The 12,079-nt window shown below is 72.1% G+C and carries 9 protein-coding genes; 5 read left to right on the top strand and 4 right to left on the bottom strand.

Features of this window, described 5'->3' with window-relative positions:
• Positions 1-78: 78 nt before the first annotated feature.
• The gene (locus ACSMXR_RS08145; RefSeq protein ID WP_256343373.1) at positions 79-771 is read right to left on the bottom strand and encodes a class I SAM-dependent methyltransferase; all 693 of its coding nucleotides are present in this window, start codon (positions 769-771) and stop codon (positions 79-81) included.
• A gap of 98 nt (positions 772-869) precedes the next feature.
• Positions 870-1,469, bottom strand: coding sequence for a DUF3043 domain-containing protein (locus tag ACSMXR_RS08140; protein WP_030080682.1), 600 nt, complete (start codon positions 1,467-1,469; stop codon positions 870-872).
• Between the two features lie 339 nt (positions 1,470-1,808).
• On the opposite strand from ACSMXR_RS08140, the gene ACSMXR_RS08135 reads away from it, so the two are divergent.
• The 5 genes from ACSMXR_RS08135 (at position 1,809) to ACSMXR_RS08115 (ending at position 8,284) form a co-directional block, all read left to right on the top strand.
• Positions 1,809-2,594 (top strand): PspA/IM30 family protein, encoded by a 786-nt coding sequence (locus ACSMXR_RS08135; protein ID WP_030080680.1) that lies wholly within the window; start codon positions 1,809-1,811, stop codon positions 2,592-2,594.
• 10 nt (positions 2,595-2,604) lie between these two features.
• Positions 2,605-2,883, top strand: coding sequence for a PspA-associated protein PspAA (pspAA, locus tag ACSMXR_RS08130; RefSeq protein WP_103509775.1), 279 nt, complete (start codon positions 2,605-2,607; stop codon positions 2,881-2,883).
• 56 nt (positions 2,884-2,939) lie between these two features.
• Complete coding sequence (locus ACSMXR_RS08125; protein ID WP_137232735.1) at positions 2,940-4,235, top strand: sensor histidine kinase; 1,296 nt, start codon at positions 2,940-2,942, stop codon at positions 4,233-4,235.
• A complete protein-coding gene (locus ACSMXR_RS08120) occupies positions 4,232-4,948 on the top strand; it encodes a response regulator (RefSeq protein WP_381848683.1) in 717 nt (238 codons plus the stop codon). Before ACSMXR_RS08125 ends, ACSMXR_RS08120 begins: the two co-directional genes overlap by 4 nt.
• Before the next feature lie 180 nt (positions 4,949-5,128).
• A complete protein-coding gene (locus tag ACSMXR_RS08115; protein ID WP_473171502.1) occupies positions 5,129-8,284 on the top strand; it encodes an efflux RND transporter permease subunit in 3,156 nt (1,051 codons plus the stop codon).
• Between the two features lie 70 nt (positions 8,285-8,354).
• Here the strand turns inward: ACSMXR_RS08115 and ACSMXR_RS08110 are convergent, their stop codons facing one another.
• Positions 8,355-10,547, bottom strand: a complete 2,193-nt coding sequence (locus ACSMXR_RS08110) for a tetratricopeptide repeat protein (RefSeq protein WP_473171501.1) — start codon at positions 10,545-10,547, stop codon at positions 8,355-8,357.
• A gap of 248 nt (positions 10,548-10,795) precedes the next feature.
• Positions 10,796-11,983, bottom strand: coding sequence for a quinolinate synthase NadA (nadA, locus tag ACSMXR_RS08105; protein WP_170994567.1), 1,188 nt, complete (start codon positions 11,981-11,983; stop codon positions 10,796-10,798).
• Between the last annotated feature and the right edge of the window lie 96 nt (positions 11,984-12,079).

Below are 12,079 nucleotides of genomic sequence, written 5' to 3'. Positions count from 1 at the left end.
GCCCTGACTGCGGCCCCCGCCAGTGGCGGGAGCACCGGGGGGCGAGGAGTACGCGCGGAAAGGGAGGCCGTGGCGCTGCTAGCCGCGTACCCCGCACAGATGCAGCAGCGCCGCCACACCCCGGTACGGGTCGGTCCGCCCGGCCCGGTCCTCCAGGGTCAGGATCCGCTCCAGCTCCTCGGCCGGCGGCTCCGCGTCGCTCTCCACGCCGTCGGTGAAGACCCGCACCCCGTACCAGGCGTGCAGCGGCGCGGCGATGCCCGCGAGCGTGGCCCGCAGTGCGTCGAGCCGGTCCGCGCGCACCGTGGTGCCGAGGTGGTCGGTGTACGTGGCGGTGTCGAAGGCGGTCAGGGCCGCGCCGAAGTCACCGGCGAGCCCCGGGCGCATCGCGAGCGCGTCCGCGTTCCGTACGAGCAGGGAGAGCAGGCCGCCGGGGGCCAGCATCCGGGCGAGCCCGGCCAGCATCGGGTCCGGCTCCTCGACGTACATCAGGACGCCGTGGCAGAGCACCACGTCGAAACTGCCGGGCAGGAAGTGCACACCGGTGTCCCGGCCGTCGCCCTCGATCAGCCTGACCCGCTCCCGGATGCCCTCCGGCTCGGTCGCCAGGGCCGCGCGGGCCGCCGTCAGCAGCCCGGCGTCGGACTCCAGGCCGGTCACCGAGTGACCGGCCCGCGCGAGGCGCAGCGCCTGGATGCCCCGGCCCATGCCGACGTCCAGGACGCGCAGCCGCTGCCCCACCGGGAAGCGGGCGGCTATCTGCTCGTCCAGCTGCCGTGCGACGAGCTCCTGGCGGACCCGGTCGCGTACGCCGACGGAACCTGCCGGGCACGCCGAGGAGACCTCTGTCGTGCCGGAGGTCTCCGTGCTCAGGGCCGCTCTCCGCGCTTGACCTGCGGCTTCGGAAGCCGCAGTCGGCGCATCTGGAGCGTGCGCATCAGGCCGTACGCCACGGCTCCGCGCTTCGGGGTGTCCGGGAAGCGCTCGCGCAGCTGCTTCTTCAGGCGCAGCGACAGACCGATCGAGTCGATCACGATCAGGATGATCACGCCGAGCCAGAGCAGCAGCGAGATGCTCTGGATGTTCTGCACCTGGATCACGCTGAGGATCAGGATGATCACGGCGAGCGGCAGGAACCACTCGGCGATGCAGAAGCGCGAGTCCACGTAATCGCGGACGAAGCGCCTCACCGGGCCCTTGTCACGGACCGGGAGGTAGCGCTCGTCGCCCGACGCGAGCGCCTCACGCTGCCGGGCCAGGTCGGCCCGGCGCGCTTCGCGCTGGCGCTTCATGGCCGCCTTGCGGTCGGTCGGCGCGCTGGACGCGGCACGACGGCGCTGCGACTGGGCCTCACTGCGCTTGGGGGTGGGGCGACCCTTGGGAGCCTGCGGGTCGCGGGGCTGCTGGGAGAGGTCCGCCGTCACCTTGTCGGTGGGGGCCTTCTCTGTCTTGGCACGGCTACGGAACACAAAACCCAAGGGTACGGGGTTCTCGCGCGGGCCCGTCGCCCCGGGCGGGAACGATCCGGCAACGGACGGCGTCCTCGGAAGTGTTCCGGCAGGTGGAAGCGGGTGGAGACGGGTGGATACGGGTGTTGATCGCCCGTTCCGGAGTACGTCACGGAGAGGTCCCCGGGCCTCACCTACACCCTGGGCGGGAGCGTTCCGCGGGTGCAGTCGTCCTTGGGGAGGAGCACATCGGCGTCCGAACAGTGCGGTAATAGAGGCAGGGCCCGTACTGTGGGTTCTATCGGGAGTGCTGGAGCTCAGTCCGTCAGAAGGGGGCGCGCGAAGCCCATGAGCGGTGTCATGAAGCGTATGGGGATGATCTTCCGCGCGAAGGCAAACAAGGCCCTTGACCGGGCCGAGGATCCGCGCGAGACCCTCGATTACTCGTACCAGAAGCAGCTGGAGCTGCTTCAGAAGGTGCGCCGCGGCGTCGCCGACGTGGCGACGTCCCGCAAGCGCCTGGAGCTGCAGCTGAACCAGCTGCAGGGCCAGTCGTCCAAGCTGGAGGACCAGGGCCGCAAGGCGCTGGCGCTGGGCCGTGAGGACCTGGCGCGCGAGGCGCTCTCACGGCGCGCCGCCCTCCAGCAGCAGGTCACCGACCTGGAGACGCAGCACACCACGCTGCAGGGCGAGGAGGAGAAGCTCACCCTCGCGGCCCAGCGGCTGCAGGCCAAGGTGGACGCCTTCCGCACGAAGAAGGAGACCATCAAGGCCACCTACACGGCGGCGCAGGCCCAGACCCGGATCGGCGAGGCCTTCTCCGGCATCTCCGAGGAGATGGGCGACGTCGGTCTCGCGATCCAGCGGGCCGAGGACAAGACGCAGCAGCTCCAGGCGCGGGCCGGCGCCATCGACGAGCTGCTCGCCTCCGGCGCCCTGGACGACCCGACCGGCACGGCGAAGGACGACATCGCCGCCGAGCTGGACCGGATCTCCGGCGGCAGCGACGTGGAGCTGGAGCTGCAGCGCATGAAGGCCGAGCTGGCCGGCGGCTCCTCGTCCTCGCAGCAGGCCATCGAGGGCGGCACGCAGGACAGCGCGCAGCAGTCGCAGCAGTCGTCCCCGCACAAGTTCGACAAGCAGTGAGGGCAGCGTCATGATCGTACGGATCATGGGGGAGGGCCAGGTCAAGCTGGCCGACAGTCACTTCGTCGAACTGAACGAGCTCGACGACGTCCTGCTCAAGGAGATGGAGAGCGGCGACGGCCCAGGCTTTCGCACGACGCTCCACGCGCTCCTGGACAAGGTGCGCGAGCTCGGCACTCCGCTGCCGGACGACTCCCTGGAGCCGTCCGAGCTGATCCTGCCGGCGCCCGACGCCACCCTCGAAGACGTACGCGCCATGCTCAGCGACGACGGCCTCATTCCCAGCTGAATTCCACGGGCCGGCCCCCGGCGGGCCCGTGGAGCGGCCGCGTACCGTTGCTGGACGTGACCACCCTCTCGTCCGGCTTCGCGCGCGCCCGCCGCTGGCTCCGGGACCATCCGCTGGCGTTCGACGCGACCCTGGCCCTCGGCGCCCTCGTCGCGATGATCGGCGGCTCCTTCGCCGACCCGGGCACCGGACACGGGCCGACCTTCGGCACCCGCACCCCCGAACCCCTCAGCGTCCTCCTGATGGTGCTCGCCGCCCTCGCCCTGGTGCTGCGGCGACGGCGTCCGATGGCGGTGCTCGCCGCCACCGGGCTCCTCTCGGCCACCGAGTACGTCCTGATGGACCCGCCGGCCCCGGTCGTGATGAGCGCGGTCATCGCGCTCTACACCGTCGCCTCGCGCACCGACCGCCCCACCACCTGGCGGGTCGGACTGCTCACCGTGGGCGGGCTCACCGGGGCGGCGATGATCTTCGGCTCGACCCCCTGGTACAGCCAGGAGAACTTCGGCGTCGTCGCCTGGACCGGACTGGCCGGGGCCGCCGGGGACGCCGTACGCAGCAGGCGCGCGTTCGTCGACGCCATCCGGGAACGCGCCGAGCGGGCCGAGCGCACCCGCGAAGAGGAGGCCCGCCGCCGGGTCGCCGAGGAGCGGCTGCGGATCGCCCGGGACCTCCACGACGTGGTCGCCCACCACATCGCCCTGGTCAACGTCCAGGCCGGGGTCGCCGCCCACGTCATGGACAAGCGCCCGGACCAGGCCAAGGAAGCGCTCGCCCATGTCCGTGACGCCAGCCGCTCCGCACTCAACGAACTCCGGGTCACCGTCGGCCTCCTGCGCCAGCAGGGCGACCCGGAGGCGCCCACCGAACCGGCCCCCGGGCTCGCCGTCCTCGGCGAACTGGTCACCACCTTCCGCAACGCCGGGCTCCCCGTCGAGGTGGCCTGCGCCTACCGCGACCCGCTGCCCGCCGCCGTCGACCTGGCCGCCTACCGGGTCATCCAGGAGGCCCTGACCAATGTCCGCAAGCACGCGGGCGCCGGGGCCAAGGCCGAGGTGAGCGTCGTCCGGGTGGGCGCCACCGCCGAGGTCACCGTGCTCGACAACGGCCGGGGGAGCGCCGGCAGGCAGCCGGGCTCCGGGGTGGCCGGCACCGCGGCCGACGACGGCCTGGACAGCGGCGGCCACGGCCTGGTCGGCATGCGCGAACGCGTCACCGCGCTCGGCGGCGCCCTCACCGCCGGGCCTCGCTACGGCGGCGGGTTCCGGGTCCATGCGATCCTTCCCGTCGAGGCCCGCACGGGTGAACCGGAGCGGCCGGGCACAGCGGGCGGGACGGGGTTCTGCCGATGACCCAGCCGACGCCCGAAGCCGGGGCGGCGCCGATCAAGGTGCTGCTCGCCGACGACCAGGCGCTGCTGCGCAGCGCGTTCCGGGTGCTGGTGGACTCCGAGCCGGACATGGCGGTGGTCGGCGAGGCCGCCGACGGGGCCCAGGCGGTGGAGCTGGCCCGCACCACGGGCGCCGACGTGGTGCTCATGGACATCCGGATGCCGGGCACCGACGGACTCGCCGCGACCCGCATGATCAGCGCCGACCCGGAGCTGTCCGCGGTGCGGGTGGTCATGCTCACCACCTTCGAGGTCGACGAGTACGTGGTCCAGTCGCTGCGCGCCGGAGCCTCCGGCTTCCTCGGCAAGGGCGCGGAGCCGGACGAACTCCTCAACGCCATCCGGATCGCCGCGGCCGGCGAGGCGCTGCTCTCCCCGGCGGCGACCAAGGGGCTCATCGCCACGTTCCTGGCCCAGGGCGGCGACGCGGGAGAGGGGCCGGACAGCGCGGAGTACGCGGAGCGGCTGGCGGCACTCACCGGCCGCGAACGCGAGGTGCTGGTGCAGGTCGCGGGCGGCCACTCCAACGACCAGATCGCCGAGCGGCTCGCGGTCAGCCCGCTCACCGTCAAGACCCATGTGAACCGGGCGATGGCGAAACTGGGAGCCCGGGACCGGGCCCAATTGGTGGTCATCGCCTACGAATCGGGCCTGGTGCGTCCTCGCGCGGACTGACCGGACGGCGGTACGGCGTACTCCGGTGTACTCCAGCTGCGGTATGCGCGGCGTGAGAAAGCAGCCCGGGGGGCGACGTTTCGGCGACGCGCAGCGGAGATCGTAGGACTGGGCTGGAGGTGTCCCGCTATTTCCCTCCCCGCCCCTCTGCCGCGTACGCCACAGAAGAGAGACCCACCCATGTCCTGGCTGTCCAGATTCAGCCTCGCGCAAAGGGCCCTGATCGGGCTGATCTCGATTGTCGCGCTGGTCTTCGGCGCGATAGCGATCCCGCAGCTCAAGCAGCAGCTGCTGCCGACCATCGAACTGCCGATGGTCTCGGTGCTGGCGCCCTACCAGGGTGCGTCTCCCGATGTGGTCGAGAAGCAGGTCGTCGAGCCCCTGGAGAACTCCCTCAAGGCCGTCGACGGCGTCGAGGGCATCACCTCCACCGCCAGTGAGGGCAACGCCCTCATCATGGCGACCTTCGACTTCGGCGACGAAGGCACCAAGCAGCTCGTCGCGGACATCCAGCAGGCGGTGAACCGCGCCCGCGCCCAGCTGCCCGACGGCGTCGACCCGCAGGTGATCGCCGGTTCCACCGACGACATCCCGACCGTGGTCCTCGCCGTCACCTCCGACAAGGACCAGCAGATCCTGGCCGACCAGCTCGATGCCACGGTCGTCCCGGCCCTCCAGGACATCGAGGGCGTCGGCCAGGTCACCGTGGACGGCGTGCGGGACCTCCAGGTCTCCGTCGTCCCCGACGACCGGAAGCTCGCCGCGGCCGGCCTGAACGCGGGCACGCTCTCCCAGGCCCTCCAGGCGGGCGGCGCCACCCTGCCGGCCGGTTCCTTCTCCGAGTCCGGCAAGAGCCGCACCATCCAGGTCGGCGGCGCCTTCACCTCGCTGAAGCAGATCGAGGACCTCCAGGTCGTCGCCAAGGACCCGGCGGCCGGCCCGGGCGAGCCCGGAAAGCCGGTGCGCGTCGGCGATGTCGCCGAGGTGAAGCAGGAGCCGTCCACGGCGGTCTCCATCACCCGCACCAACGGCAAGCCGAGCCTCGCCGTGATGGCGACGATGGACAAGGACGGCAGCGCCGTCGCCATCTCGGACGCCGTCGAGGACAAGCTCCCCGACCTCCGCAAGGACCTCGGCGCCGGCGCCGAACTGACGGTCGTCTCCGACCAGGGCCCGGCCGTCTCCAAGTCGATCTCGGGCCTCACCACGGAGGGCGCGCTCGGCCTGGCCTTCGCGGTCGTCGTGATCCTGGTCTTCCTCGCCTCGATCCGCTCGACGCTGGTCACCGCGGTCTCCATCCCGCTCTCCATCGTCCTCGCGCTGATCGTGCTCTGGACCCGCGACCTGTCGCTCAACATGCTCACCCTCGGCGCGCTCACCATCGCCATCGGCCGGGTCGTCGACGACTCGATCGTGGTCCTGGAGAACATCAAGCGTCACCTCGGCTACGGCGAGGAGCGCCACGCGGCGATCATCACCGCGGTCAAGGAGGTCGCCGGAGCGGTCACCTCCGCCACCCTCACCACCGTCGCGGTCTTCCTGCCCATCGGTCTGGTCGGCGGCATGGTCGGCCAGCTCTTCGGCTCGTTCTCGCTGACCATCACCGCGGCCCTGCTGGCTTCGCTGCTGGTCTCGCTCACCGTCGTGCCGGTGCTGTCGTACTGGTTCCTGCGCGCCCCCAAGGGCACCCCCGAGGACGCGGCGGAAGCCCGCCGTCTCGCCGAGGAGAAGGAAGCGGCCAGCCGGCTCCAGCGGATCTACGTCCCGGTCCTGCGCTTCGCGACCCGCCGCCGCATCACCAGCCTCGTCATCGCCGTCGCCGTGCTGCTCAGCACCTTCGCGATGGTCCCGCTGCTGAAGACGAACTTCTTCGACGCCGGTGAGCAGGAGGTCCTGAGCGTCAAGCAGGAACTCGCCCCCGGCACCAGCCTGGAAGCCGCCGACGAGGCGGCCCGCAAGGTCGAGAAGGTCCTCCAGGAGGACAAGGGCGTCAAGGACTACCAGGTCACCGTCGGCTCCTCCGGCTTCATGGCCGCCTTCGGCGGCGGCACCGGCGCCAACCAGGCCTCCTACCAGGTCACCCTGAAGGACGCCGCGGACTACGAGGACGCCCAGGACCGTATCGACGAGGCCCTCGGCAAGCTCGACGGCATCGGCGACACCACCATCGCCGCGGGCGACGGCTTCGGCTCCCAGGACCTGAGCGTCGTGGTCAAGGCCGCCGACGGCGACGTCCTGAAGAAGGCCGCCGAGGCCGTCCGCACCGAGGTCGCCACCGTCAAGGACGTCACCGACGTCCAGAGCGACCTGGCGCAGAGCGTCCCGCGCATCTCCGTCACCGCCAACGACAAGGCGGCCGCCGCCGGATTCGACTCCGCCACCCTCGGCGGGATCGTCGCCGGAGCCGTCCGCGGCACGCCCGCCGGCACCGCGACGCTGGACGACACCGAGCGCGACGTCGTCATCCGCTCCTCGAAGCCGGCCGCCACCATGGCCGAGCTGAAGGCCCTGCCGCTCGGACCGGTCAAGCTCGGTGACATCGCCGATGTGAAGGTCGTCCCCGGCCCGGTCTCGATGACCCGGATCGACGGACAGCGCTCGGCGACGATCACCGCCAAGCCGGTCAGCGACAACACCGGTGCGGTCAGCACCGAGCTCGCGGAGAAGATCGACGCGCTGGACCTCCCCGAGGGCGCCACCGCCACCATCGGCGGCGTCACCGAGGACCAGAACGAGGCCTTCGGCCAGCTCGGTCTCGCCATGCTGGCGGCCATCGCGATCGTCTTCATGCTGCTGGTGGCCACCTTCCGGTCGCTGATCCAGCCGCTGATCCTGCTGGTCTCCGTGCCGTTCGCGGCGACCGGAGCCCTGGCCCTCCTGCTCATCACGGGCACCCCGCTGGGCATCCCCGCGATGATCGGCATGCTGATGCTCATCGGCATCGTGGTCACCAACGCGATCGTGCTGATCGACCTGATCAACCAGTACCGCGCCCAGGGCCTCGGCATCATGGAAGCCGTCATCGAGGGCGGCCGCCACCGCTTCCGCCCGATCCTGATGACGGCGCTCGCGACCATCTTCGCCCTGCTCCCGATGGCGCTCGGCGTCACCGGCGAGGGCGGCTTCATCTCGCAGCCGCTGGGCATCGTGGTCATCGGCGGTCTGATCAGCTCCACCCTGCTGACCCTGCTGCTCGTGCCGACGCTCTACGCGATGGTCGAGCTCCGCAAGGAGCGCCGCGCCAAGAAGAAGGCCGCCAAGCGCGCGGCCAAGGCGGGGACGGCGGACCAGCCGGAGCCGGAGGAGGCCCGCGAGGCCGAACCCGCGCAGGCCTGACCTCACAACCCGGGAGGGGCCTGTTCCACGCATCCGCGTGGGGCAGGCCCCTTCGGCGTACGGGGAGATCTCAGGCGTCCCCGCCCAGCGCCCGGATGATTCGGTGCCAGGCCTTCCCGTGCTGCTCGGGGAGCCGGACGCTCAGGGCGACCGTCTCCCGCACCAGCCGGGCGCGGGTCTCCTCGGGGGCCCTGTGCCGGAGCGCGGCCAGGTCGTCCGGTTCGAAGCCGCCGGTGGCCCCCGCGAGCACCAGCGCCACCTGCGCATGGGTGAGCGAGGAGAGCCGGTCGCCGAACACCTGGCCCTCGATGCCCCCGCCGTGCATCAGCGCGACGCCGTCCCCGGCCGCCAACGCCCGGTCCACGTACGCCTGGAGGGCCTCGCGGTCCTCGACGAGCCGGTACGCGGCGTCCAGGCCCTCGGTGCGGCCGATGTCGAGCATCGCGACATGGGCCAGCGGCGTGGCGTCGGGCGGCCGCACGGTCAGCAGCCGCGGGTGCTCCTCCAGGTAGGCCCGCGACTCCTTCCAGTCCGCGCACTCCAGCCACTGGGCCAGCTGCTCCCGCAGGATCAGCTGGTCGTAGGCGGCGGTCACCCCGTGGGCGAGGACCGCGTCGCGGAGCAGCGCGTGCTGGCGCGCGCCGTGCGGATGCAGGATCGCCAGCTCGTCCAGGGCCGTCGCCGCCTCCTCACCGCCGAGGACTTCGGCGTTGCGGGACCAGAAGTCGCGCGACCGGGGCCAGTTCGGCGCGAACATCCAGGCGCTGACGACATCCAGGGTCTCCGTGGACAGGACGAGCCAGTCCGGCACGGGTGTGAAGGTCTCCTCCTCCCACGCCGTGCGCACCGCAGCGCCGTCCCCGTACGCGCGCAGCGCCTGCCGGGCCCGTACGGTCACCGCGTCCGCGCCACCGGCCGACTCCGCGTCCTCGTCGAGCCAGGTCACCAGCTCGGTGACCCCGGTCGTGGGCCGGGGGTCGGGGCAGCGCAGCAGGAAGGCGCTCCGCTCGACGCCGAGCCGCCGGGCGGTCGCCGGGGCGGCATCGGCGAACTCCTTGACGGTCTCGTCGAACTCCTCGACCGCCGCCGCGTGTTCGCCGGTACGGGCGAGCGCCCGGGCCAGGTCGTCGAGCGCGGAGACCAGCGAGGCGTCGGGGCCGCCGGGGGACTCCAGCGCCGCCGACCGGTGCAGGGCCAGCGCCTCCCGGAACGCCTCCACCGCCCCCTCGGCGTCCCCGCTCCGCTCCAGGTGGGCGCCGAGCAGCTGGAGGGAGGCGGCCAGCTCGCCCAGGACGGCGTCGCCCTGCTCCCGCAGGAGCTCGACGGCCTCCCGCGCCGGGACCGAGGCCTCCTTCGGCCCTTCGGCGCCGGCCAGGCTCCGGGCGAGGGTGCGCAGCGCGGCGGCGAGGCCCGGGCGGAAGGCCTCGGGTCGCTCCGCGACCAGCTCGCGGTGGAGGGCCACGGCTTCCCGGGCCACCCGGAGACCCGCCCCGGTGTCGCCCTCCTGGTTGAGGTGACCGGCGAAGCCGTCCATGACCGCGGCCAGCTCCGGACGGAACTCGGGCCGCCGGGCGGCGAGCAGACGGAAGCGGCCGCGCGCCTCGTGGGCCGCTTCGACCGCCCCGGAGGTGTCGCTCACGGCCGCGCGATGGTGGCCGAGCGCGTGGAGAGCCGCGGAGAGCCGTGGAAGGAAGGCGTCCGGATCCTCCTCGGCGAGCCCCCGGAGCAGCCCGACCGCCTCCTCCGCCTGCGGCACGGCCGCCACGGTCTCCCCGGCGTCCGCCAGCCGCGCGGCGTAGTTCAGGAGATACTCCGCGAGCGCCGGGACGGACGCGCCCGGCTGGTCCTCCTCGACCAGCTCGCGCTGGAGCCGTACGGACTGCTTCACGAACGGCACGGCGGCCGCCGGGTCCCCGGTGTCGGCCACGCGGTCGCCCAGCGCGCCCATGGCCAGGGCGAGTTCGGCCTGGAAGTCCCCGGGGCGCCGCGTACCGAGCTCGGCGTAGATCCGCGCGGCCTCCTTCGCCGTGGCCAGCGCACCGGCGCGGTCCCCGGTGGCGGAGAGCAGGTTCGACAGCCGGTGCAGGGCTCCGGCCAGGGCGGGCAGACCGGTGGCGGGGTCCTGCTCGGCGGCGTCGCGCCGGTCGCGTACCTCTTGCTCCGCCCGCGCCAACGCGCCGGCTTCCTCCGCCCGCGCCTCGTCGCCCGCACCCGCTTCACGCGCCTCGTCGCCCACGCCCGCCCCACGGTCCTGGTCGTTCATGCCCGCCCCACCGTTCTCGCCGTTCTCACCCGCGCGCAGTTCGCTGCGGTGAGTAGCAGCGTAGTTACGCGGTGGTGTCATCGGCTGCCGTATGGAGGAACCGGCCGGACCGGAACCCGCCCACTCACCGGACCGCGAGCGCCCGGCACGGGAAAGCCCCGGCACACGGGAGCCCGGCACGCGAAAGCCCCGGTACGCCGACCAGCGGCATACCGGGGCTCCCGGGCGTTCCCGGAACGGGCGCGGCGTTACGGCAGCGCCAGCATCCGCTCCAGGGCGAGCTTGGCGTACTTCTCCGTCTCCGGGTCGACCTCGATCCGGTTGACCAGCTTGCCCTCGGCCAGCGACTCCAGGGTCCAGACCAGGTGCGGCAGGTCGATGCGGTTCATCGTCGAGCAGAAGCAGACCGTCTTGTCGAGGAAGACGATCTCCTTGTCCTCCGCGGCGAAACGGTTCGCCAGGCGGCGGACCAGGTTCAGCTCCGTGCCGATGGCCCACTTCGAGCCGCGCGGGGCCGCCTCCAGGGCCTTGATGATGTACTCCGTCGAGCCCACGTAGTCCGCGGCGGCGACGACCTCGTGCTTGCACTCCGGGTGCACCAGCACGTTGACCCCGGGCATCCGGGCCCGGACGTCCTCGACCGACTCGACCGAGAAGCGGCCGTGGACCGAGCAGTGCCCGCGCCACAGGATCATCTTCGCGTTCCGCAGCTGCTCGGCGGTGAGGCCGCCGTTCGGCTTGTGCGGGTTGTAGAGGACGCAGTCCTCCAGGCTCATCCCCATGTCCCGTACCGCCGTGTTGCGGCCCAGGTGCTGGTCGGGGAGGAAGAGGATCTTCTCGCCCTGCTCGAAGGCCCACTCCAGGGCTCGTTTCGCGTTCGAGGACGTACAGATCGTGCCGCCGTGCTTGCCGGTGAAGGCCTTGATGTCGGCGGAGGAGTTCATGTACGAGACGGGCACCACCTGGTCGGCGACCCCGGCCTCCGTCAGCACGTCCCAGCACTCGGCGACCTGCTCGGCGGTGGCCATGTCGGCCATCGAGCAGCCGGCCGCCAGGTCGGGCAGCACGACCGCCTGGTCGTCCGTGGTCAGGATGTCGGCGGACTCGGCCATGAAGTGCACACCGCAGAAGACGATGTACTCCGCCTCCGGGCGCGCGGCCGCGTCACGGGCCAGCTTGAACGAGTCGCCGGTGACGTCCGCGAACTGGATGACCTCGTCGCGCTGGTAGTGGTGGCCGAGGACGAACACCTTGTCCCCGAGCTTCTCCTTGGCGGCGCGGGCGCGCTCCACCAGGTCCGGGTCGGACGGGGAGGGGAGGTCGCCGGGGCATTCGACGCCGCGCTCGCTCCTCGGGTCGGCCTCGCGGCCGAGCAGCAGCAGCGCGAGGGGTGTCGGCTGTACGTCCAGGGGCTGGGCCGTGGTCACGTCACGCACCCTTTCTTCTCTGCGTTCTGCTCTGCGCTTCTGCGAACGCGCCTTTTCGTCTATTTGACGCTATCTATCATAGCCGCTTCGTGTCACTTTGACGAT

The sequence above is a fragment of the Streptomyces sp. DSM 106670 genome, assembly GCF_055792845.1.
Note: the sequence above shows the minus strand (reverse complement) of the source record. Positions and strands in the feature narration are given on the sequence as shown.

Bases quoted from the DNA above. Each gene is read 5' to 3' on its own strand.
- ACSMXR_RS08135 (WP_030080680.1), top strand. From the start codon at position 1,809: ATGAAGCGTATGGGGATGATCTTCCGCGCGAAGGCAAACAAGGCCCTT.
- pspAA (WP_103509775.1), top strand. From the start codon at position 2,605: ATGATCGTACGGATCATGGGGGAGGGCCAGGTCAAGCTGGCCGACAGT.
- ACSMXR_RS08120 (WP_381848683.1), top strand. From the start codon at position 4,232: ATGACCCAGCCGACGCCCGAAGCCGGGGCGGCGCCGATCAAGGTGCTG.
- ACSMXR_RS08115 (WP_473171502.1), top strand. From the start codon at position 5,129: ATGTCCTGGCTGTCCAGATTCAGCCTCGCGCAAAGGGCCCTGATCGGG.
- ACSMXR_RS08110 (WP_473171501.1), bottom strand. From the start codon at position 10,547: ATGAACGACCAGGACCGTGGGGCGGGCGTGGGCGACGAGGCGCGTGAA.